The 21,997-nt window shown below is 64.6% G+C and carries 15 protein-coding genes and 2 tRNA genes; 4 read left to right on the forward strand and 13 right to left on the reverse strand.

Features of this window, described 5'->3' with window-relative positions; translation table 11 throughout:
• Positions 1 to 24: 24 nt before the first annotated feature.
• From ACIQ3Q_RS18405 to tolB, 13 genes are all read right to left on the reverse strand, one after another.
• Entirely contained in the window at positions 25 to 1,077 is a 1,053-nt protein-coding gene (locus tag ACIQ3Q_RS18405) for a DMT family transporter (protein WP_396270644.1), read from the reverse strand.
• A complete protein-coding gene (locus ACIQ3Q_RS18410) occupies positions 1,077 to 1,466 on the reverse strand; it encodes a hypothetical protein (RefSeq protein WP_396270645.1) in 390 nt (129 codons plus the stop codon). Before ACIQ3Q_RS18410 ends, ACIQ3Q_RS18405 begins: the two co-directional genes overlap by 1 nt.
• A 77-nt stretch (positions 1,467 to 1,543) precedes the next feature.
• Complete coding sequence (locus ACIQ3Q_RS18415) at positions 1,544 to 4,687, reverse strand: efflux RND transporter permease subunit (protein WP_396270646.1); 3,144 nt, start codon at positions 4,685 to 4,687, stop codon at positions 1,544 to 1,546.
• A gap of 20 nt (positions 4,688 to 4,707) precedes the next feature.
• Positions 4,708 to 5,850: an efflux RND transporter periplasmic adaptor subunit gene (locus ACIQ3Q_RS18420; RefSeq protein ID WP_396270647.1), complete on the reverse strand. Its 1,143-nt coding sequence runs from the start codon at positions 5,848 to 5,850 to the stop codon at positions 4,708 to 4,710.
• Entirely contained in the window at positions 5,850 to 6,506 is a 657-nt protein-coding gene (locus tag ACIQ3Q_RS18425; RefSeq protein WP_396270648.1) for a hypothetical protein, read from the reverse strand. Before ACIQ3Q_RS18425 ends, ACIQ3Q_RS18420 begins: the two co-directional genes overlap by 1 nt.
• Positions 6,503 to 7,657 (reverse strand): TolC family protein, encoded by a 1,155-nt coding sequence (locus ACIQ3Q_RS18430; RefSeq protein WP_396270649.1) that lies wholly within the window; start codon positions 7,655 to 7,657, stop codon positions 6,503 to 6,505. The genes ACIQ3Q_RS18425 and ACIQ3Q_RS18430 overlap by 4 nt, the downstream gene beginning before the upstream one ends.
• Before the next feature lie 181 nt (positions 7,658 to 7,838).
• The gene (locus tag ACIQ3Q_RS18435) at positions 7,839 to 8,153 is read right to left on the reverse strand and encodes a hypothetical protein (RefSeq protein ID WP_396270650.1); all 315 of its coding nucleotides are present in this window, start codon (positions 8,151 to 8,153) and stop codon (positions 7,839 to 7,841) included.
• A 232-nt stretch (positions 8,154 to 8,385) separates the two neighbouring features.
• Positions 8,386 to 8,461: transfer RNA gene (locus tag ACIQ3Q_RS18440), tRNA-Lys, on the reverse strand.
• A 101-nt stretch (positions 8,462 to 8,562) separates the two neighbouring features.
• Positions 8,563 to 8,638 (reverse strand) — tRNA-Lys (locus ACIQ3Q_RS18445).
• A gap of 74 nt (positions 8,639 to 8,712) precedes the next feature.
• Positions 8,713 to 9,480, reverse strand: coding sequence for a ThiF family adenylyltransferase (locus ACIQ3Q_RS18450; protein WP_396270658.1), 768 nt, complete (start codon positions 9,478 to 9,480; stop codon positions 8,713 to 8,715).
• A 9-nt stretch (positions 9,481 to 9,489) separates the two neighbouring features.
• Positions 9,490 to 10,293: a tol-pal system protein YbgF gene (gene ybgF, locus ACIQ3Q_RS18455; protein WP_396270651.1), complete on the reverse strand. Its 804-nt coding sequence runs from the start codon at positions 10,291 to 10,293 to the stop codon at positions 9,490 to 9,492.
• Between the two features lie 4 nt (positions 10,294 to 10,297).
• Positions 10,298 to 10,852 carry a peptidoglycan-associated lipoprotein Pal gene (pal, locus tag ACIQ3Q_RS18460; RefSeq protein WP_396270652.1) on the reverse strand — a complete coding sequence of 185 codons (555 nt, stop codon included), beginning with the start codon at positions 10,850 to 10,852 and terminating at the stop codon, positions 10,298 to 10,300.
• Positions 10,853 to 10,970: 118 nt separating this feature from the next.
• Positions 10,971 to 12,275, reverse strand: coding sequence for a Tol-Pal system beta propeller repeat protein TolB (gene tolB / locus ACIQ3Q_RS18465; RefSeq protein WP_396270653.1), 1,305 nt, complete (start codon positions 12,273 to 12,275; stop codon positions 10,971 to 10,973).
• A 179-nt stretch (positions 12,276 to 12,454) separates the two neighbouring features.
• Here tolB and msbA point away from each other — a divergent pair, with 179 nt between their 5' ends.
• The 4 genes from msbA to ACIQ3Q_RS18485 form a co-directional block, all read left to right on the forward strand.
• The gene (msbA, locus tag ACIQ3Q_RS18470) at positions 12,455 to 14,176 is read left to right on the forward strand and encodes a lipid A export permease/ATP-binding protein MsbA (protein WP_396270654.1); all 1,722 of its coding nucleotides are present in this window, start codon (positions 12,455 to 12,457) and stop codon (positions 14,174 to 14,176) included.
• 45 nt (positions 14,177 to 14,221) lie between these two features.
• Positions 14,222 to 14,809, forward strand: coding sequence for a peroxidase-related enzyme (locus tag ACIQ3Q_RS18475; RefSeq protein ID WP_396270655.1), 588 nt, complete (start codon positions 14,222 to 14,224; stop codon positions 14,807 to 14,809).
• 3 nt (positions 14,810 to 14,812) lie between these two features.
• Positions 14,813 to 15,688 carry an aldo/keto reductase family oxidoreductase gene (locus ACIQ3Q_RS18480; RefSeq protein ID WP_396270656.1) on the forward strand — a complete coding sequence of 292 codons (876 nt, stop codon included), beginning with the start codon at positions 14,813 to 14,815 and terminating at the stop codon, positions 15,686 to 15,688.
• A 339-nt stretch (positions 15,689 to 16,027) separates the two neighbouring features.
• A partial coding sequence (locus ACIQ3Q_RS18485) for a hypothetical protein (RefSeq protein WP_396270657.1) occupies positions 16,028 to 21,997 on the forward strand: 5,970 nt, incomplete at its 3' end.

The raw sequence follows: 21,997 nt of genomic DNA on the forward strand, positions 1-21,997 counted from the left end.
GGACGCGAACTGAGACCGGGCCGCTCAGTGTCGATGGGTGTGGTGGAGGTCGGGAACATGCGGGTGGTGATGGTTGAGCGCAGCATGTGCGTGAAGATGGCTGTGTGAGCCAACCGGCATCGGCTCATGAACATGGTCATGGTGACCGTCGTCATGCGTGTGCGCATGGTCATGTTCCATGGCCTCATGGGTGTGCTCGTGCGCATGTGACTCGGCCAGATGTACCAGCACACCAAGCAGCATGAAGACGCTGCCCAGCACCATCCACATGCTAAACCCGCGCTCGCCCAGCGCCACAGCCAGGGCCGCGCCAATGAACGGTGCGAAGGCAAAGACTGAGCCCGTACGGGCAGCACCAAATGCGCGTTGTGCCAAGAGGTAAAAGCGCAGGCTCAGCCCATAGCCCGTGCCCCCAATCGCCAGCAACGCGGCGGCACTGCCCCAAGAGGGCGCAGGTTCACCCAGCCACCAGGCCAGCCCTCCCGTGGTGGTGGCGCCAAGCACCGCCTTGCCCAACACCACTTGGCCAGGGTCTCGGTCTGCCAATGCGCGCGACAAGGTGTTGTCGATGCCCCAAGCGACCGTCGCAGCCAGTACGGCCAACAGGCCGACCATCTGCGCAGTCCCGGCCTGACTTTGATCGATGACCAACATGAGGCCACCAGCCATCAAGAGGCCCATGGCGACCCAAACGCGGCGATCCATGGTTTCTCGATAAAGCAGCCAAGCCAGCAGGGCCGTGAACAAGGCCTCCAAGGTCAGCAGCAGCGACGCGCTGGTGCCGCTGGTGTGCTGCAGCCCCCAAGCCAGCGCCACCGGGCCGACGCCCGCACCGAACAGCGCCATCAGGGCCAGCCTTGGCAGATCAGTGCGGGTCAGCCGCGCTTCCTTTTGCGCGGGACGGCGTGTCCACAAACCCACGAATGCCGCACCGGCATAAAGCAATGACGCGGTGGTCAAGGCGCCGAGTCCAAGGCCGGCCCTTTGCACCAGCGGTGTGCTGATGCCAAAGAGGACAGCAGCCACCAGGGCCAAGGCCCCACCGCGCAAGGCAGGCCATCTCGCCGTCAAGGCCATCACTTGATGGAGAAGCGTACCGTTGTAGCGGAGCCGTCAGGCAGCTTGATCGTAGCCACGGCCTTGGCGCCTTTGTCCAGTTTCACCGCCGCTTCCAGCTTGTTGCCGCCCGCAGGCTTGAGGTCTGCATCTGCCTTGTCACTGCCTGTCAGCACCGTCAACTTGCCGCTGAACTTGGCGGCGTCAGCGGGCTTGCCGTGGTCGCTGACGTACAGCGCAACACCGGCCCCTTGAGCCACGAGCTCGAAGGTGAGGTCGCTGGCCGTTTGGACAATGCCGCCGTGCTGCGGCTTGGCACTGCCGTGCGCCGACACAGTAGGGCTCAAGCTCGACAAGGCCAGGGCAAGGCACACAGCAAGAGCGGCGGTGGGGCGGATCAATGGGGTCATAACATTCCTCTTCGAACTAGATTAAGGGGTGACCGAAACTAGGCCACGGTCAGGGCCGACTGACAGAGCGTTGGCGGTCAAAACGCCTCCTGTACAACGGACTCATCACAGGCTTCATCCGCCATCAAGTTCTCGATGGCGCGCCGCCCCAGCCGCAAGACCAACACGGGCGTCAGCAGGGTATCGAGCAATGTCGAGCTGATCAAGCCGCCAAAGATCACCACCGCGACCGGGTGCAGGATCTCCTTGCCCGGCGCATCGGCGGCCAGCAGCAGTGGCGTGAGCGCAAACGCTGCGACCAGCGCCGTCATGAGGACCGGGGTCAGACGTTCCAGCGAACCCCGCACGATCATGGCCTCGCCGAAACGCTCGCCCTCGAACTTGCACAGATTGATGTAGTGACTGACCTTGAGGATGCCGTTGCGCGAGGCAATGCCGGCCAAGGTGATGAAGCCCACCATGGACGCGACCGACAGGGTCAGCCCGGCCAGCCACATCGCCACCACGCTGCCGATCAGTGCCAGCGGGATATTGGCCATGATGATGGCGGCCAGCGTGAACGACCGATAGCGCGAGTAGAGCACCATGAACACCAGCACCAGGGACAACAGAGACAAGATGGCGATCAACAGCGTGGCCTGCTCCTGCGCTTGGAACTGACCTTCAAGGCTGACAAATGCGCCAGGTGGCAGTGGCGTCTTGGCGATCACGCTGCGAATGTCAGCAACGATGCGGCCCATGTCGGAGCCGTCGGTGTTGGCATAAACGACGATGCGGCGGCGCCCATTCTCTCGGCCAATTTGATTCGGGCCGTCGGTTTCTTCCACGGTGGCAATGGCGGAGACAGGCACTCGCCCGGCAGGGGTGTCGATGAGCGTTCGCTCCAGGTCGAGCGGGCCGCGTGCCTCGTCAGGCAGACGCAGCACCAACTCATAGCGACGAGGCCCGTCCACGATTTGTGCCCCCTGGTTGGGGTGGGCGCCATCGGTCAGGGCTTGAAGCACGCGCACCGCCTCACCCGGAGACAGCCCCACCTGCGCCACTTTGCGGGGATCGAGTCGAACCGTGATCTGCGGAATCAGCACCTGCTTTTCCACCGTCAAGTCCACCAAGCCCGGAATGGTGGACATGCCCTGGCGCATTTGCTCGGCCAGGCCTCGAAGGGTGTCGGTGTCATCGCCGAAGATCTTCACGGCGATCTGGGCTCGCACGCCTGAGAGCAGGTGATCCAAGCGGTGCGAGATGGGCTGGCCCACCGCGACTTGCGCCGGCAGCACGGCCAAGCGCGCGCGGATGTCGGCCATGATCTGCTCGCGGTCACGGCCACTGCGCTTCAAGTCGACATCAATCTCTGCCGCGTGCACGCCTTCGGCATGCTCGTCCAACTCGGCGCGGCCCGTGCGACGGCCGACCTGCGTCACTTCCGGGACTTCACCGATCAGCGTCTCGGCCAAGCTGCCCATGCGATTGGCCTCGGCCAAGGACGTGCCGGGATTGAAGATCATGCCCAGCACCAGCGAGCCTTCATTGAACGCCGGCAGAAAGGCCCGCGGAAAGAACGGCACGCTGGCCGCTGCGACGACGACAGCGAGCACCGCCAAAGCCATGAGCCGGCGGGCCCTTGGGAAGGACCACGCCAGCAAGCGGACATCCCAACGCTTGAGGGCGGCCACCACCGGGCTGTCCACATGGTCCATCTGCTTCATGCGCGGCAGCAACCAAGCACACAGCACCGGTGTCACCGTCATCGACACCAGCATGGAGGCCAGGATGGACACGATGTAAGCCATGCCCAGCGGTGCAAACAGACGACCCTCAATGCCCGCCAGTGCAAACAAGGGCACGAAGACCAAGACCACGATGGCCGTGGCAACCACAATGCCGGAGCGAACCTCCAGGCTGGCCTGTCGCACCACCGCCAGAACCGGTAAAGGCTGGGGCAACGCGCGGTTCTGCTTGAGCCTGCGCAGAATGTTTTCCACGTCTACCACGGCGTCATCCACCAGCTCGCCGATGGCAATGGCCAAGCCGCCCAAAGTCATCACATTGATGGACTGGTCCATCAGCTTGAAGACCAGCGCCGTGACAGCCAGCGACAGCGGAATGGCCACCAGAGAGATCAATGTCGTGCGCGCCGACAACAAGAAGGCGAACAGCACGATGGCGACCATGATCGCCCCATCGCGCAAGGCCTCTGTCACATTGCCCACCGAGGCTTGAATGAAGTCAGCCTGACGGAACAGCACACGGGGCTCTGCCAGGCCTGCGGGGCGGCCTGCTTTGAGCTCGGCCAATGCCGTCTCGATGTCGCGGGTCAAGCGCACCGTGTCGGCAGCCGGTTGCTTCTGCACGCTGAGCACGACGGCCGGCGCACCGTTATAGCCCGCATCGCCGCGCTTGAATGCGGGCGCGAAGCGCACGGTGGCCACCTGCTCCAACAGCAGGGCCTGCCCATCCTTCCAAGCCACCGCCAGGCCTTGAAGGTCTTCGATGCGGTTGGTGCGTGCGATGTGACGGATCAGGAACTCTCGGCTGTTGCGATCAATGAAGCCGCCGCCCGCGTTCGTCGCATAGCCTCGCAGTGCGAACTCGATCTGGCTCAGCGAGACGCCATGCTGCGCCATGCGAGCCGTGTCGGGCTCTACGCGCAGCTGCCGCACTTCGCCACCAATGGGGATCACTTGCGAAACGCCAGGGATAGACAGCAGTCTGGGCCGCAACACGAAGTCGGCGTACTCGCGCGCTTGCATGGGGGTCACGCCGACCCCTTGTTGAGGGGCCTGCAGCGGCAAAGCCAACAGCATCACCTCACCCATGATGGAGGACACCGGCCCCATCACCGGGTTCAGCCCACCCGGCAATTGCTCGCGGGCCAGGGCTAATCGCTCAGACACAAGCTGGCGGTTCCGGAAGATGTCTGTGCCCCAATCAAACTCGGCATAAACAATGGACAGACCCACCCCAGACATGGAGCGCACCCGTGTCACGCCGGGCATGCCGTTGAGCGCCGTCTCCAGCGGAAAGGTCACCAATTGCTCCACCTCTTCGGGGGCCATTCCCCCGGCTTCTGTGAGCACGGTGACCAAGGGCTTGTTGAGGTCGGGGAACACATCGACGGGGGTGTGCCAAGCTGTCACCGCCCCATAGGCCATGACAATGGCTGCGAAGGCCAGCACAAACAGCCGGTTGTGCAGGCTGCTGCGAACGATCCAATTGAACATCGTGGTGGCTCCGTGCTGTCTCAGCGGATCTGCGCGATGAGCGATGCGCCTCGCACCACCACGCGGTTATCCGCCCCCAAGCCCTGCGTCACGACGATGGTTTTGCCGTCCAGTGGCCTGAACTGCACCGGCTGCGAGATATATCGCTCTGCGCCTGACTTGATCCACACCACCGGCTCATTGGATGCATTGCGTGTGAGCGCCTCAGCAGGCAGCACATAGCCCTTGACCGTGGACTTGCGCTGGGCGATGACCGTCACGCTTTGGCCAATGGCCAGCGGCAGTGGATTCACAGAGGAGGCACGAAAGGTGATGGGCAGCGCCCCGTCGCGCAAGCTGCGTGCAGCGCCCAGGAATTGCAGCTTGACGCTCTCCGCACCAGGGGCTCCCGCCAGGGTTGCCCCCGCAATCTGCCCGCCCAACGCGGCATCGGCGGTGGAGGCTTCCACCAGCACTCGGGCCGGGTCCACGATCTCGAACAGCACATCTTTGCCGTCCACCACTTGGCCGTTGACCACATCGGCCCGCGCAATCACGCCCGAGATCGGCGCGAGCAAGCGCTCTTTGGCCCCGACCGTCGCGGCAATCGCCTTCTCACGGGCCTGCAGGCCCTCCAGCTCCGTGCGGGCCGCATCGATGTCTTTGCGGGGCACGGTGCCCTCCAGGCCCGCAAGGCGGCTGACGCGCTGCTCGGCCAAGGCACGGGCGGCGCGCAGCTCGGCCAACTGGGCTTGCTGGGTGCCAGTGGTGACCGGGTCTACGTGGTGGGCCACGATGGCCAAGACCTCACCCCTTCGCACGCTCTGCCCCATGATCGGGAGGCCGCTAGGCCCAGGCTCGACCCGGCCACCGACAGCGGTCTGCACGCGGCCCCCAGCGTTCGGGTCCATCACGACCCTGCCTGGGAGCTCGACCACCGCTGCGGCCTCGCTTTCAACGGCAATCTGGGTCCGCAAACCCATGCGGCGCTGTGCCACCATGGGCACGTTGACACTGCCGTCGGGCAAGCGGGCCAATCCAGCAGGGCTGGCCATGGTGGGTGCGTCAAGATGCTCACCGTTCGGTCCGTGCGCGCCGGGCGCAGCCCAGGCGAGCCCCATGGTGAACGTAAGCGCTGTCAGGGCCAGGCTGCTGGCCGTTGTCCATAGGCGTCGGTGGCTCATCACAGTGCTCCCGATTTGTAGGCGCTTGAGAGCCCGCGCCGGCGACGCCACTGCGCGCCCCCCCAAGCCGCAGCCGCCAAAGTAGCGATGCCAAGAATCCAGGTGATCGGCTTGTGCCCCCACTCGCGCCAGCCATGCCCATGCCCGTGCATTTCAGCATGACCGTCATCATGGCCACCCGCCTCGAAAGCCTGGGCAGCCTGCGCCGTCACGTTCAGCGTACCGTCCAGCAGGTCACTCTCGGAGCCTGCCACGATGGTGATCACCACGGGATGTGTCCCAGGCATTGCCAAGAGCTTGAGCAAGCTGGCGTCGTTCGTGGCGTAACTGCCTATGTCCTCATGGAAAGGTAGGACCACTTTGCGCGGCCCGCTCTCGACCTCGATCTTGGCCCCCAGCACAGGCTCACCTGTAGCGAATCGATTGATCATCATCGTGAACTCGCCGCCACTCAAACGCGCCACGAGTTCGAAGTCTTCTGACTTGGCCTCCATGCGCGGCGTGGCTTCATGTGAGAGCGGCGTACTGCTCGGTGCATCGAGATGCTCGCCATTCGGACCGTGAGCGCCCGGACCGGCCCAGGCCAGGGATGCGGCCACCATGGCGACCGATGCGGTGACAACTGCGGCTACTTGCCGCCCGTGGCGTTGAATCATGGAATGACCCCTAGTGCATGTTGGTGACGGGCTGCAGCTTGAGCGCGCTGTCGGTACAGCTTCTGCACGGCGGCTTCTGCGGCGTGGGCAGCAGCCAGTGCGCGTAACAGGTCGGGCAATGCGGTTTCACCCGCGCGGAAGGACTTGCCCATCAGATCAGAGCGCTCGCGCAATAGGGTGGCGCGACGCTGCTCGCTGCGCCACTGGCGCTCCAACGCGTCCTGGGTGAGGACTTGGGCCTCGACAGCGGCAGCCACTTGCTGCTGAAGCTGGCGACTTTGAGCATCGGCCAGATCACGCTCCGACAGCGCTGCCGCTAGCAGCGGCTGTTGGCGGTCATCCGTTCCGAAGGGAATACGCAGCGCAATGCCCCAGCTGTTCACAGCGACATCGCCGCTGTTGCCCTGGTCTTGCCGAACCCGAACCACCAACTCAGGCGTGCTGCGGCGAGAGGCCTGAGCCAAGTCAAGCTTGCGCGCCGACGCCTCCACACGCTGCCGTGCTTCACGGAGCACGGGGTGCTCCGCAAGTTGCGTCTGAGCAGAAGCGGAGGCCATCGGCACATCGTCAAAGGCGGGTTCGCTGTCCAAGCCCGTCAAGCTGCGCCAGTGCAGGCGCGCCTGAGCCAACTGTTCCGCCGCTTGCGAGACCCGAACATCCGCTTGCAGCCACTCGGCTTGCGCGGCCAGCGCATCCACAGGCGCCAACTCCCCTGCCTTGACGCGACGCTCCACATCGCGGCCGAGAGATTCCAGCGCGGTCGCCTCGGTCTGATGCTGCACCAGCTCAGACGACCGAAGATGAACTTCTGCCAGGCTCGCTTGCACCATGCCCGCGACTTGCCATCGTCCCGCAGCGCCTTGAAGTCGAGCGACTTCAAGGTCGGTGGCCATCAGCTGCTGCCGCGCGGCGCGCTGACCCGGCAGCCACAGCGGCATCGCAATGCCCACTTCAGTTTCGCGCGCACCGGTGCCGGACAGCCCGCGATCCATGCGTTGCGCGATCTCCAGGCTGGGCGGTGCGGCCCACCACGCCGACGATGCGGCGGACTCGGCTTGGGCACGCTGCAGCGCGCCCTGTACGGCGGCAGATTCTGTCGCCCGCCTCCACGCAGCATCGACGGCTTGCGCCAGCGTGACAGGCTGCGCCATCGCAGACACCATGCCGACGGAAAGAGATGCAACGCACAGGCGGCGCACCCCGGATAAGATCATTGAGTTCAAGATGACCTCTGACGTGACGCCCAGACCAAGCGACCCACGATCGTGGCAGACGCGCTGGCTTTAGGCGAAGGAGGAAAGATGCGTCAGCGGACGCACCGCGCACGTCAGGTCAGAACCTAGGCGGTCTTTGGAGTGGCACCAAATAGGGCGCGTTCAGCGGCGGGGCCGCATAGCCCGGTTGGGCATGCACCAGCGTGAGTCGGGGAACTTCTAATGACGCAAAGTGGAGCACGGAAGAAACCGTTCCATCCATCGCCATGTGAACCATAGACGCCGCAGAGTCGTCCAATTGCAGACCACCATCGTCGTCGTGATGGTGGCTCGCTTCCATCCAGTGCAGGGCCGCATGCGCTGCGTCATCCGCAGGAACGTTCCAGACACGCAGTGAGGCGCCAGCAACACCGTGCCAGAGCAATGCGATCAACGTGAGGAAAAGGATGACAGAGCGACTCACTAGACTAGTTTACGTTCGCGGTCGGCCGGAAATCGGCGATGAACTGCAAAAACATAAGGTCATTGCTGCCCGCCAATTCTGCTGCCAACGGTCGCTACGTCGGCCTTTGCCAAATTTACGATCAAGGCATCTTTTGATGCCGATTCGACAAAGAAAAAAGGCCTGCACTCACGTGCAAGCCTTTGATTTTTTTTGCGAATTTTGGTGGGCCCTGAAGGATTCGAACCTTCGACCAACGGATTAAGAGTCCGCTGCTCTACCAACTGAGCTAAGAGCCCTTCAGCGACTTCAGCAGCGAGCTGCTTCAGAAGCGAAGCCATGGATTATGCCATGATTTTTTGCTTTTCCAAGCGCCTTTGCCCATATGAACCAAGGCTTTTGGTGGGTCGTGCGGGACTCGAACCTGCGACCAACGGATTAAAAGTCCGCTGCTCTACCAACTGAGCTAACGACCCGGCAAGCCCGCTATTGTAGCCTGAAATTCAAAGCTTTCTGCGGCTGTGCTGCCGCAGTGTTCAGACTGCCGTCGCTATTTGCGCGCCAAGCATTGCTCAATCAGCGCCGCCGCAGCGGCCAAACCCACGGCCGCCGTCACCGTGACCGAGGAGCCGTAGCCGTGGCAGTTGAGGCTGCCGTCCACGTCACACGCTTGCTCGGGCTGACGCACCGGCTCGCGTGAGAACACGCACTGCAAGCCCATGGGGCCGCTGCGGGGTGCGCCCTCAAACTTGCGCAGGCGCTGGCGCAAGGAGGCCAGCAACGGGTCGTGGGTCACCTGGGCCAGGTCGTCGACCTCCAGCTGGTGCGGTTGGCGCTTGCCGCCGGCCGCACCGCTGGTGACCACCGGCACGCCCTGAGCCAAAGCCCAGGCCGCCACCGCTTGCTTGGCACGCACTTGGTCACAGGCTTCAAACACGCCGTCCACGGCCACAGGCAGCAAGCCCGGCCAGTTCTCAGGGGTGACAAAGTCGTCCACACACCAGACTTGGCAGCCGGGGTGAATGTCGGCAATGCGCTGCTTCAGCGCTTCCCCTTTGGCCATGCCCACGGTTTGGCCCACCGCTTGGATCTGGCGGTTGATGTTGGACTCGGCCACATGATCCATGTCGATCAGCACCACGCCCGCCACGCCGCTGCGAGCCAAGGCCTCGACAGCCCAGGAGCCCACGCCACCTAGGCCCACCACCGCCAAGCGCAGACCGCGCAAGCGCTCGTAGGCCGCGTCGCCGTAGAGGCGGCGTAGGCCACCAAAGCGACGTTCGAGGTCGGCCTCGGTGGCCGTGGGCAGCTCAGGCAGCAAAGCGGCTTACTTCAAGGTCAGCAGGCGGTCTCTGGCCGCCAGCGCCGCCTCAGACTTGGGGTACAGCTTGATCAACTCTTCCAAGGTGCGCCGGGCTGTTTTGGTGTCGCGCAACTCGGCCTGGCTGTTGGCCAGCGCCAGCAAGGCCTCGGGAGCGCGCGGGTGCTCGGGCGCGGCCGTGGCGAAGGCGCGGAAGGTCAGCACCGCGTCTTTGTAGGCCCGAGCGCCGTATTGGGCATTGCCCATCCAGTAACGCGCGCTGTCGCGATAGCCAGACTCGGGGTACTTGCGCAAAAACGCGGCCAGAGCCGGCACGGCGCGCTCGAACTCGCCATTGCGCAGCAGGGCCATGGCATCGTCGTGCGCCTTGATTTCCTCAGGCTCAGCGGTAAAGCTGCGGCCATCCAGCGTCACGCTTTGGGGTTCGAGCTTGCGCACGCGGTCGTCCACGCTTTGCACAATGTCTTTTTGCTTGCGCTGTAGTTCGGCGACTTCGCGCTGGGTTTGCTCCAGTTGACCCCGCAGGCGGGCATTGTCGCCCTTGGCTTGGTCCAACTGGTTGTTCAAGTCCAGCAGGCTGCGCTGCAAGAGCTGGATTTGCTCTTGCATTTGCTTGATGGCGGCAGCTTGAGCTTGGCGCTGCTCATCGTTTTGGTTGGCGCGGGCGCGCAAATCCAGAATGGCTTTGCGGGCCTCGCCGTCTTCAAACAGGGCCGCCTGAGCCCCACCCGCTGCCAGGGCAGAGGCCAGGCTCAGCGCCAAGGCAGAAAGACGCCAGAGCGGCCGCGAGGGTTGGAGTTGCGCGCTCATGGGCTCAACGGTCCTTCAGCTCAGCGCGGCGGTTCTTGGCCCAGGCGTCTTCGCTGCTGCCATTGGCGGCCGGGCGCTCTTCGCCGTAGCTCACGGCCTCGATCTGCTCAGCCGTGGCACCCAGCAGCACCAAGGAGCGTTGCACCGCCTCGGCGCGCTTTTGGCCCAGGGCCAGGTTGTATTCGCGGCCACCGCGCTCGTCGGTATGGCCTTCTACGACGATGCGCTTGCTGCGCTGGCCGACCAAGGCCTTGGCATGGCCCTCAACCACAGGGCGGAACTCGTCCTTGACGCTGAAGCTGTCGAAGTCAAAGTACACCACGCGCCCGAGGCTGGTGCCGGCCATGGCGTTGGCATTAGCGTTCTTGGCGTTCAGGTCCACCGTAGCCACACCACTTTGACTGGCGGTGGCGGCCTTGTTGCCGGCAGCGGCGTCTGTGGCCACGGGCGTGCGGGTTTCCACAGGCACTTCATCGAGCTTCACGCTAGAGCTGCAGCCGGCCAATATGGCGGCCGAGACAGCCAGCATCACAAGGGTCGAGGTCTTTGCATAGGCCATGGTCGTGACTCCTGAACAAGAGTGGAAGGGAAAAGGAATAGCTGCATTGTCGCTGCCCCACTGCGACTGTCTGTAAAGCTTGTTGAAGCGTGGGGCCAACGCCTCAAGGGCAGCATGATCACCGGCCGAAAGGCCCCCAGACCGGCTCGCGGATGTCCAAGCCACTGGTCAGCAGGCGGCTCTTGATCTTGCCGTCCAGGGTGCTGGTCATCAGGACCTCGCGGCCTTGCACGCGCGTGGCATAGATCAACAGTCGGCCATTGGGCGCAAAACTTGGGCTTTCGTCATCCGAGGTCTCGCTGATGGTCTGGGCCTGGCCGCTGGCCAAGTCCATGGTCATCACCCTGAAAGCTCCGCCTTGGCGCTGCACAAAGGCCAGGGTCTTGCCGTCCGGGCTGATGGCCGGGCTGATGTTGTAGTTGCCGCTGAAGGTGACCCGGTCGGCCCCGCCGCCGCTGGTGGCTTGGCGATAAATCTGCGGGCTGCCGCCCCGGTCGCTGACGAAGTAGATCGACTTGCCGTCAGGCGAGAACACCGGCTCGGTGTCAATGGCTGAGCTTTGGGTCACCCGGCGCAGGTTGCCACCGTCACGGCCCACCAGGAAGATCTGCGAGCCCCCGTCGCGCGACAGCGTGACCGCCAACTCGCGCCCGTCGGGTGAGAAGGCCGGCGCACTGTTCGAGCCTTTGTAGTTGGCCAACTGGCGGCGCTGGCCGGAAGAGGTTTCTTGCACCCAGACAATGGCTTTGCCCAACTCAAACGACACATACGCCAACTCGCGGCCGTCGGGCGACCACGCGGGCGAGATGATGGGCTCAGGGCTGGTCAGGGCCACTTGGCCGCCTTCGCCATCGGCGTCGGTGATGCGCAAAGAATACTTGCCGCCGCCCTTGGTGATGTAGGCAATGCGGGTCGCAAACACGCCTTTGTCGCCGGTCAGCCGCTCATAAATCGCGTCGGCGATCTTGTGGGCGGCCAGGCGCAGGTCGGCAGCGGGTACGGCATAGCTTTGGCCGCCCAGGTCTTGGCCCTTGACCACGTCCCAGAGCTTGTAGCGCACATCAAAACGGCCATCAGCCAGGCGCGTAATGGAGCCGGCGACCACCGCATCAGCACCTTGGGCGCGCAGGGCGGGATAGGCCGGCGAGCCGGCTTCATCGGTGGGCAGGGCGCTGGTCAGCACCTTGAACAAGCCGCTGCGCTCCAGGTCGGCGCGCACGAGTGCCGAGACGGCCTGCGGCGCGCTGCCTTCGTCTCTGAAGGGCACCAGGGCGAGTGGCACCTGGGTCGCACCCACGCCTGAAATCTCCACCTTGAACTGGGCAATGCTGGCGGGGACGACCAAGCCTCCTGCGGCAGCAGCGGTGGCTTGCATCCAGGCCCGGCGGGGCCACTGTACGGTCGAGTTGTGCTTGTATGGCATGGCTTTGCAGTGCTTGAGAATCCGGTGACTAACGCGCCGCACGCACGCTGCGCTGACGCCGCACATTGTAGGCAGGCAGGCAATTCGTCCCGGGATCGGCAGGGCATTGATAATCGGGGCCGCCAGCGCCCGCTTGGCCCTTGAATTTGATGTGCCATCTCGGCACGGCCGTATTGCCCATGCACGATCTTTTGCCGCGCTTCCGCCGCTTAGGCCCCTACTTCCGCGATGGCCGCAAAGCCTGGGTGGTGGCGTTCTTTGCGTCGCTGATCACCGGCCTGACCGAGCCCCTCACGGCCTACTTGATGATGCCCCTGATCGACCAGGGCTTTGCGGGCAAGATACCCCTGTGGATCGTGCCGGTGGTCATCATTGGCCTGTTCAGTGTCCGGGGTTTGTTCAGCTTTATCGGCCAGTATGCGCTGGCCTGGGCAGCCCAGCGCGGCGTGCTGGAGTTGCGCACCGCCATGTTCAGGCGCTTGATGAATGCCCAGCCCTCGGTGTTTGCGCAGCGCAGCGCCAGCAGCCTGACCAACTCCTTGGTGCACGAGGTCGTCACCGGCGCCCAACAGTTGGCCAGCGCCTTGAACACGCTGGTCAAAGACAGCCTGGCTTTGGTGGGCCTGCTGGCCTATCTGCTCTACCTCAATTGGCAGTTGACCTTGGTGATCACCGTGCTGATGCCCAGCGTGGCCTGGGCCATGCGCGTGGCCGGCAAGCGCTTGCGCAAGCTGGCCTTGGCCAGCCAAAGCTCGACAGACGAATTGGCCTATGCGGTGGAAGAAAACGTGCTGGCCTGGCGCATCGTGCGCCTGCACGGCGCGGCCACCCAGGAAAGCCAACGCTTTGCCACGCTCAGCGAGCGGCTGCGCAGTCTGATGCTCAAGTCGGTGGCAGCCCAGGCGGCCATCACGCCCATCACCCAGATCATGGCCTCGGTGGCCATGTCGGCCGTGGTGGTGATGGCACTCTGGCAGAGCCAAAGCAATAACACCAGCGTCGGCGAATTCACCTCTTATGTGACGGGCATGTTGATGCTGATCACGCCCATCAAGCACTTGGCCGATGTGATGGGCCCCATCACCCGCGGGCTGACCGCGCTCGAGCGCGGCGTGGACCTGATCGAGCATGTGCCCGCAGAGACCGGCGGCAGCCACCAAGCCACGCGAGCCCAGGGCCAGATCACGCTGGCCGATGTGCAGGTGCGCTACCACGCAGATCAAGCACCGGCGCTGGACCACGTCTCGCTGAATGTGCAGGCCGGTGAAACCGTGGCCCTGGTCGGCCCCTCGGGCGCAGGCAAATCAACCCTGGTGCATCTGCTGCCGCGCTTTGCCGAGCCCACCCAAGGCCAAATCAGCCTGGACGGCGTGGCCTTGGGTGACTGGGACATCCACAGCCTACGCCAGCAGTTTGCGCTAGTCAGCCAAGACGTGGTGCTGTTCAACGACAGCGTGCTGGCCAATGTGGCCTTGGGCGATGCGCCCGATGAAGCCCGGGCCACCGAGGCCCTTCGCCACGCCAACTTGCTGGACTTTTTGCAGGGCTTGCCGCAAGGCCTGCACAGCCCCATTGGCCACAACGGCAACCAGCTCTCTGGCGGCCAGCGCCAGCGCTTGGCCATTGCCCGGGCGCTTTACAAGAACGCGCCGGTGCTGATCCTGGACGAAGCCACCTCGGCCCTGGACGCCGAAAGCGAACATCTGGTTCAGCAAGCACTGGACCACCTGATGCAAGGCCGCACCACGCTGGTGATTGCCCACCGCCTGGCCACCATTGAGCGGGCAGACCGCATTGTGGTGATGGACGCCGGGCAGATCATTGAGCAAGGCAGCCATGCCCAACTCCTCGCCGCAGACGGCCTGTATGCCAAGCTGCACGCCATGCAATTTCGCGCCTGACAAGGCGCCGGATTTGTTTCATCCAGCATCAACACCACACCAGCCATGAGCACACCCGCCATCTCCCGCTACCCCGTACCTGCCATGGACAGCCTGCCGCAAGACCTGCGCGAGCGCATCTTGGCCGTGCAAGAAAAAGCCGGCTTTGTGCCCAATGTGTTCTTGGCCTTGGCCCACCGGCCGGATGAGCTGCGCGCCTTTTTGGCCTATCACGACGCTCTGTTGCTCAAAGACGGCGGACTCACCAAGGGCGAGCGCGAGATGATCATCGTCGCCACCTCCAGCGCCAACCAATGCCTCTACTGCGTGGTGGCCCATGGCGCCATCTTGCGCGTCTATGAAAAGCAGCCCTTGGTGGCCGACCAAGTGGCGGTCAACTACCGCAAGGCCGACATCACGCCGCGCCAAAGAGCCATGCTGGACTTCGCGCTCAAGGTCTGCCTGCACTCACACGAAGTGAATGAGGTGGACCATGCCCAATTGCTGGGCCATGGCTTTAGCGCTGAAGACATCTGGGACATTGCTGCCATCACCGCCTTCTTTGGCCTGTCCAACCGCATGGCCAATGTGATCGGCATGCGCCCCAATGACGAGTTTTTCTTGATGGGCCGCGTGCCCCGCAACAAGGGCTAATCCATGGCTGAGTTGCAACTCTCTCCCATCATCGCCGGCGCTTGGCGCCTGGCCGAATGGCAGTTCTCCCTAGACCAACGCCTGGCCTGGATCGAAGGCTGCCTAGCCCGAGGCCTCAGCAGCTTTGACCATGCCGACATCTATGGCGGCTACCAGGCAGAAGCCCTGTTTGGCGAGGCCCTGGCCCAGCAACCGGCCCTGCGCGACCAGATGCAATTGGTCAGCAAATGCGGCATCAAGCTGGTCGGCCCGGCGCGGCCCGCGCATGGTTTCAAAAGCTACGACACCTCGGCGGCCCACATCACCGCCTCGGTCGAAAACTCTCTGCGCGCTTTGCGCACCGACCGGCTCGACCTGTTGCTCATCCACCGGCCCGATGCCCTGATGGACGCCGACGAAGTGGCCCAGACTTTTGAGCAATTGCGGCGCGACGGCAAAGTACTGCACTTCGGCGTCTCTAACTTCACGCCCCAGCAGTTTGAGCTGCTGCACAGCCGCATCCCCTTGGTGACCAACCAGGTGGAGTGCTCGCCGCTGCACTTGGCCCCGCTGCACGACGGCACCTTGGACCAAGCCCAGCGCTTGCGCCTGCGGCCCATGATCTGGTCGCCCCTGGCCGGCGGCCGGCTCTTCAATGCCGATACCGAGTCTGCCCACCGCGTGCGCTGGGTGATGGGCGAGATTGGCGCACGCTTAGGGCTAAGCACCACCACCCTGGCCCTGGCCTGGCTGCTGCGCTTGCCCAGCCAACCCCTGCCCGTCATTGGCTCGCGCCGCCTGGAGGCCGCCGAAGAGGCCATGGCCGCCACGCGGCTGCACCTCAGCCGCGAAGACTGGACCCGCATCTGGGCCGCCAGTACCGGGCACGACGTACCCTGACCGGCTGATGAGCGTCAGGGGGTTTTACACCCTGAAACATCGACATCCGGCCATTTGGGACGAAATGCACGGGGTGTTTCGCCCATCGCGCCGCACGACTTCACGCCAGCATCGGATAGGCCGAAAACCGACCTGAGGACGAGCGCGCCCATGCCCTGGGCAGCGTCCGTCTTGTGGTTGGCCTAGGCCGCCCGGTCCTCCTTGCGCGTGCAAGGGAGTGACCGTCCCTTGTCTTGTTGCCAGGAGTTCCCTGTGAGGATTCAAAGTTCAGTCGTTGTGCACCAGATTCCCGATGGCGGGTCGGTGCAGTTGCCGATCACCAAAGGGTCGATCAAGAGCGTGAGCATTTCCGGCACCGATATGGTGCTGACGCTGGCCGATGGCAGCCGACACCTGCTGCGCGACTTCGCGCTCAAAGTCGCTTTGCAGCCGCAGTTGCAACTGAACCTGGGCGGGCAGACCATCTCCGGCAAAGACCTGATGAAGCTGGTCGGCAAGGTCGACCTCAGCGAGGCCAGTGCCCGCGTAGTCCAAACGCCTGGCGGCAGTACAGAAGCGCCGGCGGAAGACCCCAAAAAGCAGCCCACCAAGGCTGAGGACGCACCCGCTGACACCAAAGCTGCGGCGGCCGACAACCACGACGCCACCCCCAAGCCCAGCAACCCACCCGCGCCAGAAGGGCTGGCCAAGGCTGAGCTGAGCACCGCCAGCAGCAAGGACGCAGATTTCAAGTCAGAGGCCACGCCCACGCTGGCGCCGCCGCCAGCAGTGGCGGGCACTCCCAGCACGCCGCCCAGCAACAACAACCCCCCGCCTCCGCCGCCTCCACCACCCGACACCATCGGCATCAAGGCGGTGTGGACCAATGTGGCTGGGCAGACCACCAGCCAAGCCGACGGTAAAACCGTCATCACCGGTGCGGGCGGCAGCCCGCGTTCGGGCAGCGACCCCACCCCTGCCATCCAGGGCGAGCGCGAGCAAATTCTGGGTACCACTGCAGACGACCGCATCATCGGCGATGGTGCTTCGGCGCTGGGCCAAGGCTGGGCCCGGGTCATCACCATCAATCTGTCGGGTCGGCTGGACCTGACCGTCAAGTCGGTGGAGATCACCGGCCTGCCCGACAACTTCACCGTCACCGGGGCCACCCCCAGCGCAGGCGGCTGGCGGCTGGACATTCCGGCTGACTTGGCGGCCAACGGCAACCGGCTGCAAGTCACGGTGCAGTACCCGATCGCGGCCGATGGCAGCCCCTTCAGCCCCAGCACCTTTGACATCACCCTCAAAGCCACGAGCACCATGGACGGCAAGGACATCGAGGGCAGCCGCATCATCCCGGCCACCCTGCGCGATGTGCAAGAGCCGGGCGACATGGCCTACAGCGCAGGCGGCAAAGAAGGCGTGGTCTTCCCCGCCTTCGGCTTGGGCGATGAGATCTTGGCCGGGGGCGGCAATGACGAAGTGCTGGCCGGTTTCGGCCACGACATCGTCTGGGGCCAAACTGGCGACGACACCCTCAAGGGCGAGGCGGGCAACGACACCTTGATCGGCGGCGCCGGCGCCGATGTGCTGGACGGCGGCAGTGGCCGAGACGCTGCCAGCTACCTGAACTCTGCAGAAGGCGTGCACATTGACTTGGCCCAGTCCTTGGCCGAGGGTGGCGATGCCCAGGGCGACAAGCTGGTCGACGTTGAAAACCTGATCGGCAGCACCCAGCAAGACGACTTGCGCGGCGACAGCAACGCCAACCGCCTCGAGGGCGGCGATGGCGACGACACCCTGGAAGGCCGCGCAGGCGCGGACACTGTGCTGGGCGGCGAAGGCTTTGACACCGCCGAGTACCTCAGCTCGGCCACGGGCGTGAGCATCAACCTCGCAGCCAGCACCGGCAGCGGTGGCGACGCCGAGGGCGACAGCCTGGTCGAGATCGAAGGCGTGGTGGGCTCGGAATTCAATGACAAGCTGGTGGGTGACGCTGTCGCCAACCAGCTCAGCGGCAGAGGCGGCAACGACACCCTGGACGGTGGTGGCGGCGCCGACACCCTCAAAGGCGGCGCGGGCAGCGACACCGTCACCTATGCCACCTCCACCGTGGCGGTCAACGTCAGCCTGGCCACCGGCCAAGGCGCAGGCGGCGACGCCGAAGACGACCGACTTGAAGACGTTGAAAACCTCATCGGCTCCAAGCACGCCGATGAACTGTCGGGCAATGATGAGTCCAACCAATTAGAAGGCGGCGCCGGCGACGACTGGCTCGAAGGCAATGGTGGCGCTGACACCTTGGTCGGTGGCAGCGGCACCGACACCGCCAGCTATCTGGAGGCCACCGCCGCCGTGGTCGCCAACCTGGGTGACCCCAGCCGCAACACGGGCGATGCGCAAGGTGACAGCTACACCAGCATCGAGAACCTGGAAGGCAGTGAGTACGACGACATCCTGATTGGCGACGCCGGCAACAACATCCTGATGGGCGTGCCCGGCAATGACCAGTTGTTTGGTGCCGATGGCGCCGACACCCTGGTGGGCGGCGCCGGGCGCGACACCCTGGACGGCGGCGCCGGCGTGGACACCGCGTCCTACAGCGGCTCCAACGAGGCCGTGACTGTCGATCTGAGTGCGGGCATTGGCGCGGGCGGCGACGCCGATGGCGACCAGTTCAGCACCATCGAAAACGTGGTCGGCAGCCGCTATGGCGACCGCCTGATTGGCAATGCCGAGGCCAACCTGCTGAACGGTGGCCGGGGTGCTGACACCCTGACCGGTGGCGCCGGGGCCGACACCCTGATGGGCTCTGACGGCTCGGACATGGCCGACTACAGCACCTCTGCCACGGGCGTGGTGATCAACCTCAGCACAGGCCAAACCGAGGGCGGCGACGCGGCAGGCGATGTCTTTGAGTTCATCGAAAACCTCTCCGGCAGCCAAGGCCATGACGCGCTCACCGGCGACAGCAGCGCCAACACCTTGTTGGGCAACGAAGGCGACGACAGCCTGGTGGGTGCGGGGGGCAATGATCGCCTCGACGGTGGCGAAGGCGACGACGCGCTAGACGGCGGCACAGGGGCCGACACCCTGACCGGTGGCGCCGGTGTGGACAGCGTCAGCTATGCCACCTCGGCGGCTGCGGTGCAGGTCAACCTCAGCACGGGGGTTGGCAAGGGGGGAGACGCCGAAGGCGACCGCCTGCAAGGCATTGAGAACCTGCTGGGCACCGACGCTAACGACAACTTCATTGGGAATGCAGATGCCAACCGCTTGGACGGTGGCAAAGGTGACGACACCCTAGAGGGCGGCCAAGGCGCCGACACCTTGGTGGGCGGCGTGGGCCGCGACACCGCCAGCTATGCCGGGGCCCAAGCCTCGGTCACGGCACACCTCAAGCAAGCGCAGCTCAACAGCGGCGACGCCAGCGGCGACAGCTACAGCGAGATTGAGAACCTTATTGGCTCGCAATATGCCGACACCCTGGGCGGCAATGACGACGACAACCTGCTGAGCGGCGGAGCCGGCGATGACCGCTTGGCCGGTGGCCTGGGGGCCGACACCCTGGCCGGTGGCGAAGGCGGCGACACCGCCAGCTATGCCGGCGGCACGCAGGCGGTGACGGTGGACCTGCAAGCCAACACCGGCAGCGGTGGCGAAGCCGAAGGCGACAGCTACGACAGCATCGAACACCTGGAAGGCGGCGCCGGCAGCGACATGCTGGCCGGCGACAACAATGCCAACCGCCTGAGCGGCAACGACAGCAACGACACCCTGGAAGGCCGAGCCGGGGCCGACGCCTTGGACGGCGGCAGCGGGGACGACACCGCCAGCTATGCCAGCGCAGCGGCGGGCGTGGTGGCCAACTTGACCCAAGCCAGCCTCAACACGGGCGACGCGGCGGGCGACCAATACACCAGCATTGAGCGCCTGCGGGGCTCGCAATTCGCCGACACCCTGACCGGCGACACCAATGCCAATCTGCTGGACGGCGGCCTGGGTGACGATGTGCTGGAAGGCGGCCAAGGTGCCGACACCCTGATCGGCGGGGCGGGCAGTGACACCGCCAGCTACAGCATGGCGCAAAGCGCCGTGGTGGCCGACTTGGCCAACGCTGCCAGCAACAGCGGCGACGCCGCAGGCGATGTCTACACCGATGTGGAGCACCTGAGCGGCGGTGCCTACGACGACCAACTGCGGGGCAACGAGCAGGCCAACCGCCTGCGCGGCGAGGCCGGCAACGACACCCTGGCCGGCGGCCTGGGTGCCGACACGCTGGATGGCGGCAGCGGCAGCGACACCGTCTCTTACGCCGCCTCTACGGCGGGCGTGAGCGTAGACCTGGCTGCGGGCCTGGCCCTCGGCGGTGAGGCCCAAGGGGACCAACTCACGAGCATCGAAAACCTGCTGGGCTCTAACCAGCAAGACAACCTGGTCGGCAATGCCGTCGCCAACCGGCTTGAAGGCGGCGCTGGCAACGACACACTCGATGGCGGCCTGGGCGCCGACAGCCTTTTGGGCGGACAGGGTGACGACCTCTACAGCGTCGACAACGAACTCGACAGCGTGCAAGAACTGGCCGGTGCCGGCACAGACACCGTCAAAGCCAGCATCAGCTACGCCCTGACCGCGCAGGTGGAAAACCTGCAAATGCAGGGCAGCGACAACCTCAATGCCACCGGCAATGTGCTGGCCAATGTGCTGACCGGCAATGACGGTGCCAACCTCTTAGATGGCGGCCTGGGCGCCGACACCATGGCCGGTGGCCTGGGTGACGACACCTACTTGGTGGACAACGCAGGCGATCAAGTCAGCGAGAACGCCTCAGAAGGCATCGACAAAGTCATTGCCAACATCAGCTACCGCCTGGGCAGCGAGGTCGAACACCTCACGCTGACAGGCACGGATGCGCTGAACGCCACGGGCAACGAGTTGGCCAACCGCATTGAAGGCAATAGCGGCAGCAACGTGCTGGACGGCGGCTCGGGTGCCGACACCTTGCTGGGCGGCCAAGGCGATGACAGCTATGTGGTGGATCACATCAATGATGTGGTGATCGAACTCAACGGCCAAGGCCAGGACCGCGTGCGCGCCTCGGTCAGCACCACCTTGTCTGCCAACGTCGAAGAGCTGGAACTCACAGGCAGCGCCAACATCAACGCGACGGGCAACACCGCCGCCAACCTGCTCACGGGCAACAGCGGCAACAACATCTTGGATGGTGGCGCCGGTGTGGACACCCTGCGCGGTGGCGCCGGCAATGACAGCTATGTGGTCGACAGCGCGGCCGATGTGGTGGAAGAAGCCGCCGGTGAAGGCGTCGATCAGGTGCTCAGCAGCGTCAGCTATGCGCTGGGCGCCAACCTGGAAAACCTGACCCTCACCGGCAGTGCCGACATTGATGGCACGGGCAATGCCGAAGACAACACCTTGATCGGCAACGACGGCGCCAACCGCCTGAATGGCCAGGCCGGTGCCGACCTGATGGCGGGGGGCGCAGGGGATGACACCTACCTGGTGGACAACGCCAATGACGTGGTGCAAGAGGCGGCAGGCAGTGACCGCGACAGCGTGCTGACCAGCCTCAGCTACACCCTCAGCGACAACGTGGAAGACCTGTTGCTGCAAGGCTCCAGCAGCATTGACGGCACAGGCAATGCCGCAGCCAACCAGATCACCGGCAATGCGGGCAACAACCGCCTGGATGGCGGCGCAGGCGCCGACACCCTCATTGGCGGTAGCGGCGACGACACCTACACGGTCGACAACCTGGGTGACCAAGTGATTGAAGGCAGCGGTGACGGCACCGACACCGTGCGCAGCAGCATCACCTGGGCCTTGGGGGCCAACCTCGAAAACCTGACCCTGACCGGCCGAAGCGACATCAATGCCACGGGCAATGAGCTGGACAACACGATCGTCGGCAACGCCGGTGCCAACCTCATTGACGGGGGTCGAGGGGCCGACCTGATGATGGGCGGCGGCGGTGACGACACCTACTGGGTGGACAACGCTGCCGACGTGGTGCAGGAAGCCAGCGGCGAAGGCAATGACACCATCGTGTCCTCCTTGAGCCTGACCCTGGGTGCAAACCTCGAGAACCTCACCCTGCTGGGCAATGCCAACCTCAACGCCACAGGCAATGAGCTGGCCAACGTCTTGGTGGGCAACACCGGCAACAACCGCCTGGACGGTGGCTTGGGCGCCGACAGCATGGCCGGTGGTGCAGGCAATGATCTGTACATCGTCGACGACAGTGGTGACATGGTCACCGAAGGCCTGGACCAAGGCGACGACACGGTGCAATCAGGGGTCAGCTTCACTTTG

This window comes from Ideonella sp. (genome assembly GCF_044358605.1).
GTDB lineage: Bacteria > Pseudomonadota > Gammaproteobacteria > Burkholderiales > Burkholderiaceae_C > Ideonella.